Annotated in this window: 15 protein-coding genes, 1 tRNA gene and 2 rRNA genes (1 of these 18 cut by a window edge); 10 read left to right on the forward strand and 8 right to left on the reverse strand. The window is 57.7% G+C overall.

Annotated elements, in window-relative coordinates; translation table 11 throughout:
• The 4 genes from PGR6_RS04840 to PGR6_RS04855 form a co-directional block, all read left to right on the forward strand.
• Window positions 1–2,206 (forward strand): 23S ribosomal RNA (locus PGR6_RS04840) (it extends 686 nt beyond the left edge of the window).
• Between the two features lie 155 nt (window positions 2,207–2,361).
• Window positions 2,362–2,477, forward strand: a 5S ribosomal RNA gene (rrf, locus tag PGR6_RS04845).
• Window positions 2,478–2,630: 153 nt separating this feature from the next.
• Entirely contained in the window at window positions 2,631–3,296 is a 666-nt protein-coding gene (locus PGR6_RS04850) for a M24 family metallopeptidase (protein WP_064616226.1), read from the forward strand.
• Window positions 3,297–3,309: 13 nt separating this feature from the next.
• The gene (locus tag PGR6_RS04855) at window positions 3,310–3,663 is read left to right on the forward strand and encodes a gamma-glutamylcyclotransferase family protein (protein WP_064616227.1); all 354 of its coding nucleotides are present in this window, start codon (window positions 3,310–3,312) and stop codon (window positions 3,661–3,663) included.
• A 92-nt stretch (window positions 3,664–3,755) separates the two neighbouring features.
• Here the strand turns inward: PGR6_RS04855 and PGR6_RS04860 are convergent, their stop codons facing one another.
• The 6 genes from PGR6_RS04860 to PGR6_RS04885 all read right to left on the reverse strand — a co-directional run bounded on the left by PGR6_RS04860 (window position 3,756) and on the right by PGR6_RS04885 (window position 10,465).
• Window positions 3,756–4,139, reverse strand: a complete 384-nt coding sequence (locus PGR6_RS04860) for a hypothetical protein (RefSeq protein WP_018926722.1) — start codon at window positions 4,137–4,139, stop codon at window positions 3,756–3,758.
• A 229-nt stretch (window positions 4,140–4,368) separates the two neighbouring features.
• On the reverse strand, window positions 4,369–4,590 hold the full coding sequence (locus tag PGR6_RS04865; protein WP_018926721.1) for a formate dehydrogenase subunit delta: 222 nt from the start codon (window positions 4,588–4,590) through the stop codon (window positions 4,369–4,371).
• Window positions 4,587–7,475 (reverse strand): formate dehydrogenase subunit alpha, encoded by a 2,889-nt coding sequence (gene fdhF / locus PGR6_RS04870; RefSeq protein WP_064616228.1) that lies wholly within the window; start codon window positions 7,473–7,475, stop codon window positions 4,587–4,589. Before fdhF ends, PGR6_RS04865 begins: the two co-directional genes overlap by 4 nt.
• Window positions 7,472–9,034 carry a formate dehydrogenase beta subunit gene (locus tag PGR6_RS04875; protein ID WP_173861180.1) on the reverse strand — a complete coding sequence of 521 codons (1,563 nt, stop codon included), beginning with the start codon at window positions 9,032–9,034 and terminating at the stop codon, window positions 7,472–7,474. The genes fdhF and PGR6_RS04875 overlap by 4 nt, the downstream gene beginning before the upstream one ends.
• Window positions 9,031–9,507, reverse strand: a complete 477-nt coding sequence (locus PGR6_RS04880; RefSeq protein ID WP_018926718.1) for a formate dehydrogenase subunit gamma — start codon at window positions 9,505–9,507, stop codon at window positions 9,031–9,033. Before PGR6_RS04880 ends, PGR6_RS04875 begins: the two co-directional genes overlap by 4 nt.
• A 646-nt stretch (window positions 9,508–10,153) precedes the next feature.
• Entirely contained in the window at window positions 10,154–10,465 is a 312-nt protein-coding gene (locus PGR6_RS04885) for a DUF3077 domain-containing protein (protein WP_064616229.1), read from the reverse strand.
• A 736-nt stretch (window positions 10,466–11,201) separates the two neighbouring features.
• On the opposite strand from PGR6_RS04885, the gene PGR6_RS04890 reads away from it, so the two are divergent.
• A complete protein-coding gene (locus tag PGR6_RS04890) occupies window positions 11,202–12,338 on the forward strand; it encodes an XRE family transcriptional regulator (RefSeq protein ID WP_064616230.1) in 1,137 nt (378 codons plus the stop codon).
• Entirely contained in the window at window positions 12,335–12,832 is a 498-nt protein-coding gene (locus PGR6_RS04895; RefSeq protein ID WP_064616231.1) for a DUF4411 family protein, read from the forward strand. Before PGR6_RS04890 ends, PGR6_RS04895 begins: the two co-directional genes overlap by 4 nt.
• A 789-nt stretch (window positions 12,833–13,621) precedes the next feature.
• Here the strand turns inward: PGR6_RS04895 and PGR6_RS04905 are convergent.
• Window positions 13,622–13,951, reverse strand: a complete 330-nt coding sequence (locus PGR6_RS04905) for a hypothetical protein (protein ID WP_064616233.1) — start codon at window positions 13,949–13,951, stop codon at window positions 13,622–13,624.
• 161 nt (window positions 13,952–14,112) lie between these two features.
• Window positions 14,113–14,197 (reverse strand) — tRNA-Leu (locus PGR6_RS04910).
• A 107-nt stretch (window positions 14,198–14,304) separates the two neighbouring features.
• Here PGR6_RS04910 and queA point away from each other — a divergent pair.
• From queA to secD, 4 genes are all read left to right on the forward strand, one after another.
• A complete protein-coding gene (queA, locus tag PGR6_RS04915) occupies window positions 14,305–15,354 on the forward strand; it encodes a tRNA preQ1(34) S-adenosylmethionine ribosyltransferase-isomerase QueA (protein ID WP_064616234.1) in 1,050 nt (349 codons plus the stop codon).
• A 14-nt stretch (window positions 15,355–15,368) separates the two neighbouring features.
• Window positions 15,369–16,484 carry a tRNA guanosine(34) transglycosylase Tgt gene (gene tgt, locus PGR6_RS04920; RefSeq protein WP_019651852.1) on the forward strand — a complete coding sequence of 372 codons (1,116 nt, stop codon included), beginning with the start codon at window positions 15,369–15,371 and terminating at the stop codon, window positions 16,482–16,484.
• Between the two features lie 43 nt (window positions 16,485–16,527).
• Window positions 16,528–16,863, forward strand: coding sequence for a preprotein translocase subunit YajC (gene yajC / locus PGR6_RS04925; RefSeq protein WP_007934009.1), 336 nt, complete (start codon window positions 16,528–16,530; stop codon window positions 16,861–16,863).
• A 63-nt stretch (window positions 16,864–16,926) separates the two neighbouring features.
• Complete coding sequence (gene secD / locus PGR6_RS04930) at window positions 16,927–18,795, forward strand: protein translocase subunit SecD (protein WP_018926707.1); 1,869 nt, start codon at window positions 16,927–16,929, stop codon at window positions 18,793–18,795.
• Window positions 18,796–18,802 lie beyond the last annotated feature (7 nt).

Consider the following 18,802-nt stretch of genomic DNA (forward strand, 5'->3'; position numbering starts at 1 on the left):
GGCAGGTTGAAGGTTAGGTAACACTGACTGGAGGACCGAACCGACTACCGTTGAAAAGTTAGCGGATGACCTGTGGATCGGAGTGAAAGGCTAATCAAGCTCGGAGATAGCTGGTTCTCCTCGAAAGCTATTTAGGTAGCGCCTCATGTATCACTGTAGGGGGTAGAGCACTGTTTCGGCTAGGGGGTCATCCCGACTTACCAAACCGATGCAAACTCCGAATACCTACAAGTGCCGAGCATGGGAGACACACGGCGGGTGCTAACGTCCGTCGTGAAAAGGGAAACAACCCAGACCGTCAGCTAAGGTCCCAAAGTTATGGTTAAGTGGGAAACGATGTGGGAAGGCTTAGACAGCTAGGAGGTTGGCTTAGAAGCAGCCACCCTTTAAAGAAAGCGTAATAGCTCACTAGTCGAGTCGGCCTGCGCGGAAGATGTAACGGGGCTCAAACCATACACCGAAGCTACGGGTATCACTTAGGTGATGCGGTAGAGGAGCGTTCTGTAAGCCTGTGAAGGTGAGTTGAGAAGCTTGCTGGAGGTATCAGAAGTGCGAATGCTGACATGAGTAACGACAATGGGTGTGAAAAACACCCACGCCGAAAGACCAAGGTTTCCTGCGCAACGTTAATCGACGCAGGGTTAGTCGGTCCCTAAGGCGAGGCTGAAAAGCGTAGTCGATGGAAAACAGGTTAATATTCCTGTACTTCTGGTTATTGCGATGGAGGGACGGAGAAGGCTAGGCCAGCTTGGCGTTGGTTGTCCAAGTTTAAGGTGGTAGGCTGGAATCTTAGGTAAATCCGGGATTCTAAGGCCGAGAGCTGATGACGAGTGTTCTTTTAGAACACGAAGTGGTTGATGCCATGCTTCCAAGAAAAGCTTCTAAGCTTCAGGTAACCAGGAACCGTACCCCAAACCGACACAGGTGGTTGGGTAGAGAATACCAAGGCGCTTGAGAGAACTCGGGTGAAGGAACTAGGCAAAATGGCACCGTAACTTCGGGAGAAGGTGCGCCGGTGAGGGTGAAGCATTTACTGCGTAAGCCCACGCCGGTCGAAGATACCAGGCCGCTGCGACTGTTTATTAAAAACACAGCACTCTGCAAACACGAAAGTGGACGTATAGGGTGTGACGCCTGCCCGGTGCCGGAAGGTTAATTGATGGGGTTAGCTAACGCGAAGCTCTTGATCGAAGCCCCGGTAAACGGCGGCCGTAACTATAACGGTCCTAAGGTAGCGAAATTCCTTGTCGGGTAAGTTCCGACCTGCACGAATGGCGTAACGATGGCGGCGCTGTCTCCACCCGAGACTCAGTGAAATTGAAATCGCTGTGAAGATGCAGTGTATCCGCGGCTAGACGGAAAGACCCCGTGAACCTTTACTATAGCTTTGCACTGGACTTTGAATTTGCTTGTGTAGGATAGGTGGGAGGCTTTGAAGCGTGGACGCCAGTTCGCGTGGAGCCATCCTTGAAATACCACCCTGGCAACTTTGAGGTTCTAACTCAGGTCCGTTATCCGGATCGAGGACAGTGTATGGTGGGTAGTTTGACTGGGGCGGTCTCCTCCTAAAGAGTAACGGAGGAGTACGAAGGTGCGCTCAGACCGGTCGGAAATCGGTCGTAGAGTATAAAGGCAAAAGCGCGCTTGACTGCGAGACAGACACGTCGAGCAGGTACGAAAGTAGGTCTTAGTGATCCGGTGGTTCTGTATGGAAGGGCCATCGCTCAACGGATAAAAGGTACTCCGGGGATAACAGGCTGATACCGCCCAAGAGTTCATATCGACGGCGGTGTTTGGCACCTCGATGTCGGCTCATCACATCCTGGGGCTGAAGCCGGTCCCAAGGGTATGGCTGTTCGCCATTTAAAGTGGTACGCGAGCTGGGTTTAGAACGTCGTGAGACAGTTCGGTCCCTATCTGCCGTGGACGTTTGAGATTTGAGAGGGGCTGCTCCTAGTACGAGAGGACCGGAGTGGACGAACCTCTGGTGTTCCGGTTGTCACGCCAGTGGCATTGCCGGGTAGCTATGTTCGGAATAGATAACCGCTGAAAGCATCTAAGCGGGAAACTAGCCTCAAGATGAGATCTCACTGGGACCTTGAGTCCCCTGAAGGGCCGTCGAAGACTACGACGTTGATAGGTTGGGTGTGTAAGCGCTGTGAGGCGTTGAGCTAACCAATACTAATTGCCCGTGAGGCTTGACCATATAACACCCAAGCAATTTGCTGATCCGAAAGGACACCAGATTGCGGTGTGTGAAGACGCAATGAACCGAAAGTTCGCAAGCATTCACAAAAGCCGCAGAAACTATCGCATACCCAATTTGCTGAAGCGTCGAAAGACGGTTCGGTACCCGAATTTCTTGACGACCATAGAGCATTGGAACCACCTGATCCCATCCCGAACTCAGAAGTGAAACGATGCATCGCCGATGGTAGTGTGGGGTTTCCCCATGTGAGAGTAGGTCATCGTCAAGATTAAATTCCGAAACCCCTATCTGCGTATGCAGGTAGGGGTTTTGTTTTGTCCGCAGGAAAGTTTCTTCAGCCTGGATCATGGCTATATCTTTTTTATCGAATATCGCAGTATATGAAAATATATAGCGAGAATTCGTACAAAAGGAATGATCGATGACAGCGGCCCTGAGCGGTAAAGAAGCAGTAGGCGAGCATTACACGTTGGAAACGATGCGCCATGCGCAGCAGATGACCTGGAAGGCTATCGAACAGATTGCCCGGGTTATTTCTCCCGGCATGCGCGAGTCCGAAGCCCAGTCACTGGGTAAACAGGTTCTGTCGGAACTTGGCATGGATCGCATCTGGCACCCGCTGCTGATCCGCTTTGGCGCCAATACGCTCAAGACGTTCAAACAGCGCTCCGATGGCGATCCTGTGCTGGGTGACGAAGATATTTTCTTCGTCGACATGGGCGCGGTGTGGCAAGGGCACGAAGGTGATGCAGGGGCGACGTTCACCACCGGTTCCGACCCGGAAATGATCGCCTGTGCTGCGGCCTCCCGGGAGCTTTTCAATCGGGTCGAAGGCTTTTGGCGCAGCGAGCGGGTTTCCGGCATGGAGCTTTACCGCTATGCGGCCGACCAGGCGCAAGCCATGGGGTGGAAGCTCAACCTGGACATCAAGGGCCACAGAGTCAGCGATTTCCCTCATGCCATTCACCGTGGTGGCGACCTCGGGGATTTAGACAAGTGCCCAACGACCGGCCTGTGGATTCTGGAAATCCAGATCGCCCACCCTGAGCGCCCTTTCGGAGCGTTCTACGAAGACTTGCTTATCTGATCAAGGAAACCTCATGCCAAACCAAACAGAGCAACCGGTTCTGCTGTTCTCCTACGGTACTTTGCAGGACCGGGCCGTTCAGCTGTCCACCTTCGGGCGCGAGTTGAAAGGGCGCCTGGACAGCCTGCCAGGTTACAAGCAGAACCTGGTCGAGATAACCGATCCGGCGGTGTTGGCGGCGAGTGGGAAAAGCCATCATCCGATCGTGCAGGAGAGTGGCGACCTGTCGGACGAGATCGCCGGCACTGTTTTCGAGATCACGGCCCAAGAGCTGGTCGCGGCCGACGAATACGAGGTGGCGGACTACAAACGCGTCAGTGTGACCCTCAAGTCCGGCATCAGTGCCTGGGTCTACGTGCGAGCCTGACTTCCGGAAGTTTCACGCCGACGGGCAAGGACTCTCGCCGGCGATGATCATGCAGGCCCAGGCTGAAGTTCAGCAATTGCCTGGGGGGATACTCATTTGCTGGGGAGGAGGATTACTGACCACACTACCAAAGTGATCGCTGCCGCCAACAGACTACACGTCCCGGCAATCAAATGACGGAAGGCGGGGTGTTCAGACTGCTTGAGTCTGGCAATCACCAAGAGCCATGTGCCGACGAAGGCGCCCATAACCGCCATCAACGTATAGAGTACGTATAAAACGATCCGTGCTGAGGAGGCTTCTCCGGGGGCAAGCCATCTATTGAACAAAACCAGCACCGCTATCCCGACAATAAAACTACCCACGGCACCTGCCAGGTTGGCGAGCCATAGATTCACAGCTCCGCGGTTCTTCACCACCCAGATCCACATCCCCACTGTCGCAGCGAGGAACACCAATACGCCAATTAGCAGCATTCAATCCTTTTCCTTGTTCGCAATAACCCTGAAACCGCCATTGGTCATCTTTGATGAGATGAGGCGATGGCAACACGATATCAAACCGATGGGGTTATGCCGAAGGATGTTGCTGATTGATGTGGATTTTGGCTGCGTTTGACTCCGTCACTCATTGAATACAGGGTCGACGTTAAAAACGCTGGAACGCTCCCTTGGCCCGTCTCAACAGGCCAAGGGATCTGTAAACCTAAGCCTCCCAGCCCGCGCCACTAACCGCCGCCTGCGCCAGCGGGTGCAAGTCTGCTCCCTGATGCGTCGTCTGCCAGGCCAGCAACTCCTTGCGCATGCCGGGCGTCCAGTACATCTGCAGATGATTGCGCACGCCGAGCACGGCCTGTTGCTGATCCGGTTCGCTGGCAAAGTATTGGGCGATCTGGTTGACCATCTTGATCAGGTTTTCCGTACTCATCGGCGTACCTCGGCTTTTGTCCCGGCGCTGCGTTCATGGCGACGTTCGTTGAGCAGGCGTTGTTGTTCGTCGCTGAATGCCTGATAGCGTTTTTGCCACTCGGAAGGGTGATAGACGCGGCTGACCTCCACGGCGGTGACCTTGTACTCCGGACAGTTGGTCGCCCAGTCGGAGTTGTCGGTGGTGATCACGTTGGCACCCGACTCAGGGAAGTGGAAGGTGGTGTACACCACGCCTGGGGCAACCCGTTCGGTGACTCGTGCCCGCAGTACGGTCTGGCCGGCGCGGCTGCCGATGCCGACCCAATCGCCTTCGTTGATCCCACGGCTCTCGGCGTCGGTCGGGTGGATTTCCAGGCGGTCTTCGTCGTGCCAGGCGACGTTTTCAGTACGCCGGGTCTGGGCGCCGACGTTGTACTGGCTGAGGATGCGTCCGGTGGTCAGCAGCAGCGGATAGCGACTGTTGACCTTCTCCTCGGTCGGCACGTAGCCGGTGAGCATGAAGCGCCCCTTGCCACGCACGAATTCCTCAATGTGCATGGTTGGCGTGCCGTCCGGTGCCGCGGCGTTGCATGGCCATTGCAGGCTGCCGTGACTATCCAGTGCGGCGTAGCTGACGTTGGTGAAGGTCGGCGTCAGGCTGGCGATTTCATCCATGATTTCCGACGGATGCTTGTAGTTCATCGGATAGCCCAGGGCGTTAGCCAGAGCCACGGTGCCTTCCCAGTCGGCCTTGCCGCCCAGAGGCTCCATGACCTTGCGTACCCGGGAGATGCGCCGTTCGGCGTTGGTGAAGGTGCCGTCTTTTTCCAGGAACGAGGCGCCCGGCAGGAACACATGGGCGAACTTGGCGGTTTCGTTGAGGAAAATGTCCTGCACCACGATGCATTCCATGGCCGACAGCGCCGCGGTGACGTGTTGGGTGTTGGGGTCGCTCTGGGCGATGTCTTCGCCCTGGCAGTACAGGCCCTTGAAGCTGCCGGCCAGTGCAGACTCGAACATGTTGGGAATGCGCAGGCCCGGATCGGGTTGCAGGGTGACGTTCCAGGCCTGTTCGAACTGCGTCCTTACCACCTCGTTGGAGACGTGACGGTAACCGGGCAGTTCGTGGGGGAAGGAGCCCATGTCGCAGGAGCCCTGAACGTTGTTCTGCCCACGCAACGGGTTCACGCCCACGCCTTCGCGACCGATGTTGCCGGTGGCCATGGCCAGGTTGGCAATGCCCATGACCGCGGTACTGCCCTGGCTGTGCTCGGTGACGCCCAGGCCGTAATAGATCGCCGCGTTGCCGCCGGTGGCATACAAGCGCGCAGCGGCACGGATATCGGCAGGTTCTACGCCGCAGACAGGGCCAAGGGCTTCCGGCGAGTTTTCCGCTCGGCTGACGAACTCTTTCCAGTGGGCGAAATCGTTGCCTTCGCAACGGGCGTCGATAAAGGCCTGGTTGAGCAAGCCTTCGGTGACGATGACGTGGGCCAGGGCGTTGAGCATGGCGACGTTGGTGCCCGGACGCAGGGCCAGGTGCAGTTCGGCGCGGGCATGCACCGTGTCCACCAGGTCAATACGGCGTGGGTCGATGACGATCAGTCGCGCGCCTTCACGCAGGCGGCGCTTGAGCTGGGAGGCGAACACCGGGTGAGCGTCGCTGGGGTTGGCACCCATCACCAGGATTACGTCAGCCTGCATCACCGAGTCGAAACTCTGTGTGCCGGCGGACTCGCCCAGGGTTTGTTTCAGGCCATAGCCGGTCGGTGAGTGGCAGACCCGCGCACAGGTGTCGACGTTGTTGTTGCCGAACGCGGCGCGCACCAGTTTTTGCACCAGGTAGGTTTCTTCGTTGGTGCAACGGCTGGAGGTGATGCCACCAATGGAATCGCGGCCGTATTTTTGCTGCAACCGGCGGAATTCGCTGGCGGCGTAAGTCACCGCTTCATCCCAGCTGACTTCCTGCCAAGGGTCGTTAATGGACTTGCGGATCATCGGCTTGGTGATGCGATCCGGGTGAGTCGCGTAGCCCCAGGCAAAGCGCCCCTTGACGCAGGAGTGGCCGTGGTTGGCTTGGCCGTTCTTGTCCGGAACCATGCGCACCAGTTGGTCGCCTTTCATCTCGGCGCGGAACGAACAGCCCACGCCGCAATAGGCGCAGGTGGTGATGACGCTATGTTCGGGCTGACCCAGTTCGACCACACTTTTTTCCATCAGTGTCGCGGTCGGGCAGGCTTGCACACAGGCGCCGCAGGACACGCATTCCGAGTCGAGGAAGTCCTCGCCACCGGCGGCCGCGACCCGGGACTCGAACCCGCGCCCGGTAATGGTCAGGGCAAACGTACCCTGGGTTTCTTCGCAGGCGCGCACGCAGCGGTTGCAGACGATGCACTTGCTCGGGTCGTAGTCGAAGTACGGGTTGGACGTGTCCTTCACGTCGTCCAGATGGTTCTCGCCCTCATAGCCGTAACGCACTTCCCGCAGGCCGACCTGGCCGGCGACGGTTTGCAGCTCGCAGTTGCCGTTGGCCGAGCAGGTCAGGCAATCCAGCGGGTGATCGGAGATGTACAGCTCCATGACGTTGCGGCGCAGGGTCGCGAGCTTCGGCGTCTGGGTGTGCACGGTCATGCCTTCGCTGACCGGCGTGGTGCAGGATGCGGGGTAGCCGCGCATGCCGTCGATTTCCACCAGGCACATGCGGCAGGAGCCGAACGCTTCCAGGCTGTCGGTGGCGCACAGTTTGGGAATGGTGGTGCCCAGCATCGCCGCAGCGCGCATCACCGAGGTGCCTTCGGGCACGCTGATGCTTTGGCCGTCGATGTTCAGGGTGACTTGCACCTGGCTTTCGCGGGCCGGGGTACCCAGATCCATATCGGTTTTCGGGTCGAATACAGTGATCATTGCTCGGCCTCCGAGGCTTGCAGACCGAAGTCGGCGGGGAAGTGCTTGAGGGCGCTGACGACCGGATAGGAGGTCATGCCGCCCAACGCGCACAGCGAACCGTATTGCATTGTGTCGCACAGGTCCTTGAGGATGATCGCCTGCTCATCGCGACCGTTCTGGTCAGGCGCAGCCAGCAGGCGGTCTATCACCTCAACGCCCCGGGTCGAGCCGATACGGCACGGTGTGCATTTGCCACAGGATTCCTCGGCGCAGAACTGCATGGCGAAGCGCGCCATGTGGGCCATGTCCAAGCTGTCGTCAGCCACCACCACACCACCGTGACCGAGCATCGCGCCGATGGCGGCGAAGGCTTCGTAATCCAGCGGCGTGTCGAATTGCGAGGGTGGCACCCACGCACCGAGAGGGCCGCCAACCTGCGCGGCCTTCAGCGGCCGGCCACTGGCGGTCCCGCCGCCGTAGTCTTCCACCAATTCCCGCAGGGTCAGGCCAAAGGCCCGTTCCACCAGACCGCCGTGACGAATATTACCCGCCAGCTGGAAGGGCATGGTGCCCAGGGAACGGCCCATGCCGTAGTCGCGATAGAACTGCGCGCCCTTGGCCATAATCATTGGCACCGAGGCCAGCGTCAGCACGTTGTGCACCAGGGTCGGCAGGCCGAACAGGCCCTGCAAGGCCGGGATCGGCGGCTTGGCGCGGACGATCCCGCGCTTGCCTTCGAGGGAGTCCAGCAGCGCGGTTTCCTCACCGCAGATGTAAGCGCCGGCACCCACTCGCACTTCCATGTCGAAGGCCAGTCCGCTGCCGCCGACATTGGCGCCGAGGTAACCGGCGGCCCGGGCGATGTCCAGCGCCTCGCGCAAGGTGGCCACGGCCTGTGGATATTCCGAGCGCACATAGATGTAGCCGTAGCTGGCGCCGACGGTGATGCCGGCAATGGCCATGCCTTCGATCAGCAGGAAGGGGTCGCCTTCCATCAGCATACGGTCGGCGAAGGTGCCGGAGTCGCCTTCGTCGGCGTTGCACACAATGTATTTCTGCGCCGCTTGGGTAGCGCGCACCGTGCGCCATTTGATCCCGGCCGGGAAAGCCGCGCCGCCACGGCCACGCAGGCCAGAATCGAATACTGCAGTCGCGGTCTGCTCGCCGCCCAGAGCGATGGCCTGGGTCAAGCCCTCGAAACCGCCATGAGCCCGGTAATCCTCCAACGACAGCGGCCGGGTAATACCGGCGCGGGCGAACAACAGGCGTTGTTGGGTCTTCAGATAAGACAACTCCTCCACCAGCCCCAAGGCCAGCGGATGAGCGGACGGCTCGCCTTGCAGCGCATCGAGCACGGACGGCACATCGGCAGCGGTCAGCGGGCCGAAGCCGATACGACCTTGCGGGCTGTCCATTTCCAGTAGCGGTTCCAGCCAGTACAGGCCGCGCGAGCTGGTGCGTTGCAAGTCCAGCGGCAGACCGCGCTCCTGGGCCAGAGTGGCCAGGGCCACGGCCACCTCATCGGCGCCCACGGCGCGGGCAAGAGAATCACAGGGCAGATAAAGCGTCGGCATCATGCGTCCTCCTGGCAAGCGTTGAGCAGGGCATCCAGGCGTTCGGCAGTGAGCCGCGCATGCACCTGACCATCCAGCTCCAGGGCAGGCGAGCAGGCACAGGCGCCGAGGCAATACACCGGGCGCAGACTGATGTTGCCGTCGGCGCTGCTGCCGTGGTCGTCCAGTTGCAGGCGGTCGCGCAATTGCGCCGCGAGCTGCTCGGCACCGCGGCTCTGGCAGGACTCGGCCCGGCACAGACGCAGGATATGTCGGGCAGGAGGCGCGGTACGGAAGTCATGGTAGAAGCTGATCACCCCGCGAACCTCGGCCTGACTCAGGTTGAGGGCGTGGGCAATCTCGGGAACGGCGGCATCGGGGATATAACCGATGCCCTCCTGAATTTCATGAAGGATCGGCAACAATGCGCCGGGCAAACCCTTGTGGCGCTCCAGCAGGCTGTTGACCATAGGCAGGTGCAACATCTCATCAGACATACAGCATTCCTCACGGTCACGGACAAACCAGGCGGTTGTCGGTCGTCCGAAAGTGTCGGCTGCGGCGTTCACGCCACGTCACGGTTTCGTGGCATTTTCAGACCGTTGGCCAGGGCACCCTGAGTGGGCATCTTGTTGTGCCCGGCGCGGTCTTTGCCGCACCTCTTCAGGCATATCACGCAGCTTGCCACGCCGCCTTTGAATCATCCGCACCAAAGCGACGTGTTCGGTTCTGCCTACGACTATCCATTAAGTCTAGATGAGCGGGGCGTGGGGCGTTCGCTCACTGACCTAATGCCCTGAGGGCCTGTCGATGCCTGATATATATCAAGCATCACAGGTAAGAAACAGCATCAGATCCGTGGGCAATTCCAGGGAGCAGATCCGTCGATTTATTGCGCTGTAAACCGAAAACCCCACAAACATCCACTCTGAGCCAAATGATAAAAAGCCCCGAAAAATGTCGAGGCTAATCCCAAATGCCAGTCAGCCCACACAACCCCCTGTGGGAGCGGGCTTGCTCGCGAAAGGGCCAGATCATCCAACATCAATGCCGATGCCCAACCACCCTCCCAAGCAGCTCACCCCCGCAGGCGTCATGCCAATCACCGAATGGCATCAAAGCCATCCCGCTATTCTCCAGCCGCTACCCTTCAGACGTCGCCGCCGCCCGCTCAGGTGCCGGCGCAGAATCTCGATCCCGCGCAAGCACCTTCACCGCATCATCAACCACCGCCTTACTCATCGCCGTCAAATAATGCGCGGCCCAAGCATGGCGGTCGGTATCTCTGGCGTAGGCAGCATCTTCGGTCAGCTTCTTGGCGAGGAACAGAAAATCAGAAGCCATCGATAACGCATCGCCGAGCGGGACGCCGTGAGTGACGTGGAAGAGTGGTTGATCGGAGCAGTAGATGGCGGGGGTTAAGCCGATGGTTTTGAGGTCTGATTGATCGGTCATTTGCCACCTCCGATGATGGAGAGGCGGTGGGAGAGGGTGGATGGTGGGGCGTTATGCGATTGGGAATCGCGTTGAGGTAATAGCCAAATTTTGTACGGATCCATACTGCGCATTGCAAAGCTCCTTAATTTGAAGAGCTGCCACAATTCGTTACCAAGCGAATGGGTGGCAGCTGTGCGCAGGTTGGTAAACCGGGAAATCAAGGAAACCGGCACGCCCGAAGACGTCCCACGCACAGCCGCCATAACGCAGATCGCAGGCGAAAAAAAAGCGCCTGCGGACGCATGGCACTGTTGCGCAGTGATTTACCTCGGGTTACCAAGCCCGGTCGCTGAATTTGCAGCGACGGTGGGAGGGTATCGTGCAGACCCTTTTCCTGCAACCTTCGAGAGCGCTGGGTGATTATATGATCAGTCACAGAGGATATTCGGGTGATGAAGAAGGGGCGGAGGAATGGAGAAAGGTGTGCTGCGTCATGAAACACATTGAAACAGGGTAATGCCATCTGTCTGCGGGTTACATATTTGCGCTTCGGGTCATTCCGGATTTACCTCATAATCGCGCGCTTCTACCGTCGGTAGCTCTGCTTCTCTACTAATCTGTAGTCGCTACCACCAGACCTTTAATAGCCAAGGAGAAAGGCAATGCCAGATAACTGGAACCAGCGTCAGTCGGATGCATCTGTTAAAGATGCTCTCGAACGTTTACTGGCCCCATCTGATTTGCCTGCGACCCTATGAGCCAAGCTGCCTTCGTCAATCCAAGCCTGCTCACATGGTCTCGTGAGCGCGCAGGTCTCTCCACTGAGCAGGTTGCTAAAAAGCTGCCAGTGAAACCTGATCGAGTAGAGGAATGGGAGGCTGGCGAGACCAAACCTACATTCCTTCAGGCTCAAAAGTGGGCGAATGTCGCTCACATCCCGTTTGGTTTCCTGTTTCTTCAGCAGCCGCCCGTCGAACAATTGCCTTTGCCTGATCTGCGGACCGTCGGTGGGATTGCACCTCAACGTCCCAGTCTGGAACTGTTGGACACCGTGAGGGATGCCATACGTAAGCAGGATTGGTATCTGGAGTATCTGCAACACCAGGAGCATCAGCCGCTGGCTTTTGTAGCTCGCTTCAATAGCCGATCTCAAGTCAGAGAGGTGGTGGACGATATCCGCCGAATCCTTGGCGTGAATCCTGACATTGCTCGATTGGATTACGAAAAATACAGCCGTGCCTTGATCGATGCCGCAGAAATGGCTGGAGTTTTGGTTATGCGCAGTGGCATTGCGCTAGGGAATACTCATCGCAAACTTGAAGTGAGCGAGTTTCGGGGGTTTGCCATCAGTAATGCCTACGCCCCCGTTGTATTCATCAACAGTTCCGATGCCCCCACCGCCAGGCTGTTCACATTACTTCACGAGCTGGCCCATATATGGATTGGTAGCAGTGGTGTGTCTGACGGAAACACTGCAAATGGTCGAGACGAGGAGCGTTTCTGCAATGCAGTGGCAGGTGAATTTCTGGCTCCTGAAGCCCAATTCCGTGCCATGTGGAACGCAGATGTTAACTGGGAAGACAATTTAGCTCTGCTGGCCACTCGGTTTCACATCAGTAAATTAGCTGTCGGTCGCCGCGCACTGGATCTTGGTTATATAAGCCAAGCACTTTATAGCGCTTACTATCGAATGATCCTCAAGGCTTTCCAGGATGAAAAAGGTGGAGCGGGTGACTATTACCGTAACGCCACCGCGAAAAACAGCCCTCGCCTAAGCAAGGCAGTGCTGACTGAAGCAATGAGTGGCCGGATGCTGCTACGCGAGGCGGGAAGTTTGCTCGGCGTGCAACCTGCTAAATTAAGGACTCTAGCCAACAAGATTACGGAATGAATCATTTACTTGACGCTAACACACTGATCGAAGCCAAGAACCGTTACTACGGGATGGCTATCTGTCCTGGCTTCTGGCAATGGTTACTGCTAAAAAATAAAGCATTGGCTTTAGCCAGTATTGGACCTGTAATGGATGAGCTAACAAAAGGGCATGACGACCTGGCGGGTTGGGCGAAGGACAATTCTGATTTCTTTCACTCCACCACCGATAAGGATACGCAACTGGCATTCGCGCAGGTTGCGGGGCTTGTGGCTGGTCAAGCGCCTAAGATGAAAATAGGCGCAATGGAAGAGTTTTTAGCGGGGGCTGACCCATGGTTAATTGCGAAAGCGTTGACTACAGGGGCTACAGTCGTTACTCATGAAGTGCTGAATCTCGACGCAAAACGGAAATTTATTATTCCTAATATTTGCCAGGAGCTTGATGTTCCTTATTTGAATACGTTTGAGTTGTTGCATAGGCTTGAAGCGAGGTTTGTGTTGCCTGCTTAATTTATTCAAAAGTTGGTGGTTTTTACGCAGAGTGCTCTGCCGCGCTTTTCGCTTGTTTTTCACAGAATGCTTTTCAAATACAGCTGCTCAATCGTCTGCGTCGCTCCGAAATCAGCCGCCAATCTCCAGTAGCTCCCGTAAGCGTTTATCGATCAGACCTTCCCAGTTTGCAATTGCTCGCGTCGTTGGTCGATCCCGCTATCATGCAGGGCGTAGATCACGAATGTAGATAACGCTATGCCAAGATTGTCATTCGCCGTCAGGGTTTTGTTCGCATGCTGCCTTTTCATTGCAACCGCTAATCACATCCGTGCAGACGTTTCGCATGGATTGCTCTGGGACTACGGATACGGGCCTGACGCTTACTTGGGTAGCCGTATTTTCTGGGGAGCGCTTACGTTTTTTGATCCGCTTGCAGCACTGTTACTTTTCATCAAACCAAGAGCCGGAATCGTGCTCACGGTAGCGATTATTTTGGTCGACGTAACCCATAACACTTTTTACGTCGCATTGAAGCAACAGTGGCTGGAGCCCTTCTACCTGTCCCAGGTAGCTTTCCTTATCGTAGTATCCCTACTCTCACCCATCGCTTGGAATGGCCCGATTCGGGACGTAGCGCTCACCAATCCAGTCCGACTGTGATTCGCTCCATTTATGAGGTGGAAGCTCTTCGATCTCAATCGCCCGCTGCCCATTTTTCGCTGCGCAGTGAACCTGCGAAGAGCCAGTTCTTGCGACCTGGCCCACGGTCCGGTTATCGGGCGTTCCAGCTTTTTAGGTCGCCCGCCTTTATTGAATGTCTTTTAAATAATCCTTGAGCGCGATGAGCGGACCATCAAGCTGCCCCATCGTCTGAATACCGGCAAATTCACCCGCCAACCTCTGCAACTCCCGCCCCAACGGCTTATCCACGCCGCCGATAGCTTCCAACGCCAACCCCACACACTCATCCACCTTCACCTGAATCGCCTCAACATCCCCCCGCCGCACCAGCAACTCAAACACATCCCGCTGGTAATCACCCATGACCAGATCATCACGCAAAATCGGACTTGAATCTTCCGTCTCGTAAGCCAGTTTCAGGGAGAAGAGGGCGACGCTTTCCAGCTGCAATTCCATGAGGGAATCCTTGTGAAATGTTCCACCGGTGCGGGACGTGCGTAAGAGAAGCAGGATCAAAAGATCGCAACCTTCGGCAGCCGTCACACGACAGCGGTGCGGGCAATGGCTTTTCTACAGGCGAAAAAAAAGGCCTTGCTAAGCAAGACCTTTCTTAATTTTGGTGCCCCGAGGGAGACTCGAACTCCCACTCCTTTCGAAAACGGATTTTGAATCCGCCGCGTCTACCAATTCCGCCATCAGGGCTCAATGGCGGCGAAGTATAGAGAGGTGAATACCGCTGGTCAATCAGGTACATGGAGAATTTTTGATATTTCCGCTAGACTTCCCGGCCCTGCTAGACGAACCCCATCATGCGCGTTGCTGACTTTACCTTCGAGCTCCCTGATTCGCTGATTGCTCGCCATCCTTTGGCCGAGCGTCGCGGTAGTCGCCTGTTGACCCTGGATGGGGTCAGCGGCGCCCTGGCACACCGTCAATTCACTGATTTGCTTGAGCATTTGCGCCCGGGCGATTTGATGGTGTTCAACAATACCCGGGTGATTCCGGCGCGGCTGTTTGGCCAGAAAGCTTCCGGCGGCAAGCTGGAAATTCTGGTGGAGCGGGTGCTCGACAGTCATCGCGTGCTGGCCCATGTGCGCTCCAGCAAGTCGCCCAAGCCCGGCTCGAAGATTTTGATCGACGGCGGTGGCGAGGCCGAGATGCTGGCGCGTCACGATGCGTTGTTCGAGCTGGGCTTTGCCGAAGAGGTGTTGCCGCTGCTCGACCGCGTCGGGCACATGCCGTTGCCTCCTTATATAGACCGCCCGGATGAAGGCTCGGACCGCGAGCGTTATCAGACGGTATACGCCGAGCGCCTGGGCGCGGTGGCGGCGCCGACGGCGGGGCTGCATTTCGATCAGTCGCTGATGGAGGCGATTGCCGCCAAGGGCGTCGAGACCACGTTCGTGACCTTGCACGTCGGCGCTGGCACGTTCCAGCCGGTGCGCGTGGAGAAGATCGAAGATCACCACATGCACAGCGAATGGCTGGAAGTCGGCCAGGACGTGGTCGATGCCGTTGCGGCCTGCCGCGCTCGCGGCGGTCGTGTGGTGGCCGTGGGGACCACCAGCGTGCGTTCCCTGGAAAGTGCCGCGCGTGATGGCGTGCTCAAGCCGTTCAGTGGCGACACCGATATCTTTATCTACCCGGGCCGGCCGTTTCATGTGGTCGATGCTCTGGTCACCAACTTCCATTTGCCCGAATCCACGCTGTTGATGCTGGTTTCGGCGTTCGCCGGTTATCCCGAGACCATGGCCGCCTATAAAGCCGCCGTCGACAACGAATACCGCTTTTTCAGCTACGGTGATGCGATGTTTATCACCCGTAATCCCGCACCACGTGGCCCTGAGGACAAAGAATGAGTCGCCAAAGTCGTATGTCGTTTGAGTTGCTTGCTACTGACGGCAAGGCGCGTCGCGGTCGTTTGACCTTCCCGCGCGGTACCGTCGAGACCCCGGCCTTCATGCCGGTGGGCACGTACGGTACGGTCAAGGGCATGCTGCCGCGGGATATCGTCGCCACCGGCGCGGAAATCATTCTGGGCAACACCTTCCACTTGTGGCTGCGTCCTGGCACCGAAGTGATCAAGAAGCACGGCGACCTGCACGATTTCATGCAGTGGAAAGGCCCGATCCTGACCGACTCCGGCGGTTTCCAGGTGTTCAGCCTGGGCGCCATGCGCAAGATCAAGGAGGAGGGCGTGACCTTCGCCTCTCCGGTCGACGGCGCCAAAGTGTTCATGGGCCCGGAAGAGTCGATGCAGGTCCAGCGTGACCTGGGCTCCGACATTGTGATGATTTTCGACGAATGCACCCCGTACCCGGCCGACGAAGACGTCGCTCGCGTATCGATGGAGCTGTCGTTGCGCTGGGCTCAGCGTTCGAAAAACGCCCATGGCGACAACACGGCGGCGTTGTTCGGCATCGTGCAGGGCGGCATGCACCAGGATCTGCGCATGCGCTCCCTGGAAGGCCTCGACAAGATCGGCTTCGACGGCCTGGCCATCGGCGGTCTGTCGGTGGGCGAGCCCAAGCACGAGATGATCAAGGTGCTCGATTACCTGCCGGGTCAGATGCCGGCTGACAAACCTCGTTACCTTATGGGCGTTGGCAAACCGGAAGATCTGGTTGAGGGTGTGCGCCGCGGTGTGGACATGTTCGATTGCGTGATGCCAACCCGTAATGCCCGCAACGGGCATCTGTTCATTGATACAGGCGTGCTGAAGATCCGTAACGCGTTCCATCGCCATGATGACTCGCCGCTGGATCCGACCTGCGATTGCTATACCTGCCAGAACTTCTCCCGCGCTTATCTGCATCACCTGGACAAGTGCGGCGAAATGCTGGGAAGCATGCTCAATACCATCCATAACTTGCGCCATTATCAAGTGCTTATGGCTGGTTTGCGCGAGGCTATTCAACAGGGTACATTGGCCGCCTTTGTCGATGCCTTCTACGCCAAACGCGGGTTGCCTGTTCCGCCTTTGGACTGAGTTTTCTGACCCCAAGATTCAACATTTGCAACTGGAGTGCTAAATGAGCTTTTTTATCTCTAATGCCATGGCTGACGCTGCTGCACCTGCGGCAGGCCCGATGGGCGGCGGCTTTGAGTGGATTTTCCTGGTCGGTTTCCTGGTCATCTTCTACCTGATGATCTGGCGTCCACAGGCCAAGCGCGCCAAAGAGCAGAAGAACCTGCTGAGCAGCCTGCAAAAAGGTGACGAAGTTGTGACCACCGGTGGTATCGCCGGCAAAATCACCAAAGTGTCCGACGACTTCGTGGTTCTGGAAGTTTCCGACACCGTTGAAATGAAGTTCCAGAAAGGTGCCATCGCCGCCACGCTGCCAAAAGGCACGCTCAAAGCGATCTAAGTTACAACTTCTACTCAATCGACGGGGCGCGCAAGGCGCCCCGCGTCATAAGCGGGCGGCGTGATGCTGAACAAATACCCTCTGTGGAAATACATTCTGATCCTGGCGGTGCTGGCGGTCGGTCTGATTTATTCCGCTCCCAATCTATATCCTGATGACCCGGCCATTCAGGTCAGCGGTGCAAGCACTGCGCTGCAAGTCAATCAGGCTGATCTGGACCGTGTGAGCACCGCGCTCAAGGAATCCGGGATCAACGTCAAGGCGGCCACGCTGGCGGCAAACGGCAAGGGCGGTCTGATTCGCCTGGTCAAGGCCGAAGACCAGTTGCCAGCCAAAGACGTTGTGCGCAAGGCATTGGGCGATGACTACGTCGTTGCACTGAACCTGGCGCAAACCACCCCGCAATGGCTGCGCAGCCTGGGCGCGCACCCGATGAAGCTGGGTCTGGACTTGTCCGGTGGTGTGCACTTCCTGCTGGAAGTGGACATGGACAAAGCCCTCGACGCACGCCTGAAAGTCTACGAAGGCGATGTGAAGAGCCTGTTGCGCAAAGAGAAACTGCGCTATCGCAGCCTGCCGCAACTGGGCGGTGCCATTCAGCTGGGCTTCACTGATGAAGACTCCCGCGAACAGGCCCGTGCGCTGATCCGCAAGAACTTCAACGATTTCGACATTGTTCCGGCCGACCTCAATGGCCAACCGGTACTGCGTCTGGCGATGACCCCGGCCAAGCTGGCGGAAATCCGCGAATACTCCATCAAGCAGAACTTGACCACGGTACGTAACCGCGTCAACGAGCTGGGTGTTGCCGAACCTATCGTTCAGCGCCAGGGCGCCAACCGCATCGTGGTTGAGCTGCCGGGCGTGCAAGACACCGCAGAAGCCAAGCGTATCCTCGGCAAGACGGCCAACCTGGAGTTCCGTCTGGCGGCTGAGCCTGGCGCTTCGAAAGCCACTTCCGAGGAATTCGAGTTCCGTGAAGGCAAGCGTCCTCCGGCTCTGATCGAGCGTGGCCTGATCATCACCGGTGACCAGGTGACTGACGCCAAGGCCGGCTTCGGCGAGCACGGTACGCCAGAAGTGAACATCCGTCTGGATGGCCACGGTGGCGAGCTGATGAGTCGTGCGACTCGCAGCAACGTCGGCCGCAGCATGGCGGTGATCTTCATCGAACAGCGTCCGGTCACCACTTACGTCAAGCAAGTGGTCAACGGCGTCGAGAAAGACGTGCCGGTCCAGACGTTCAAGGAAGAGAAGAAGATCATCAGCCTGGCGACCATCCAGTCGCCGCTGGGTGCCCAGTTCCGCATCACTGGCCTGAACGGCCAGGGCGAATCGTCCGAGCTGGCGCTGTTGCTGCGTGCCGGTGGTCTGGCGGCTCCGATGTACTTCGCTGAAGAGCGCACCATTGGCCCAAGCCTGGGTGCCGACAACATCACCAAAGGTATCGATGCATCGTTGTGGGGCATGCTGTTTGTCTCGCTGTTCATCATGGCCATCTACCGCTTCTTCGGCCTCATCGCCACCGTTGCGCTGGCAGTGAACATGGTGATGCTGCTGGCCTTGATGTCGCTGCTGGGTGCAACGCTGACCCTGCCGGGTATCGCCGGTATCGTATTGACCATGGGTATGGCGGTCGACGCCAACGTCCTGATCTTCTCGCGGATACGTGAAGAGATCGCGGCCGGCATGACCGTACAACGGGCAATCAACGAAGGCTTCGGCCGGGCATTCACCGCGATTCTCGACGCCAACCTGACAACCTTGTTGGTGGGCGGGATTCTCTTTGCCATGGGCACCGGCCCGGTCAAGGGTTTCGCCGTGACCATGTCCCTCGGGATCTTTACCTCGATGTTCACGGCCATCATGGTGACCCGCGCGATGGTCAACCTGATCTTCGGCGGTCGTGACTTCAAGAAGTTGTGGATTTAAGGGGCTG

The sequence above is a fragment of the Pseudomonas sp. GR 6-02 genome, from assembly GCF_001655615.1.
Taxonomy (GTDB): domain Bacteria; phylum Pseudomonadota; class Gammaproteobacteria; order Pseudomonadales; family Pseudomonadaceae; genus Aquipseudomonas.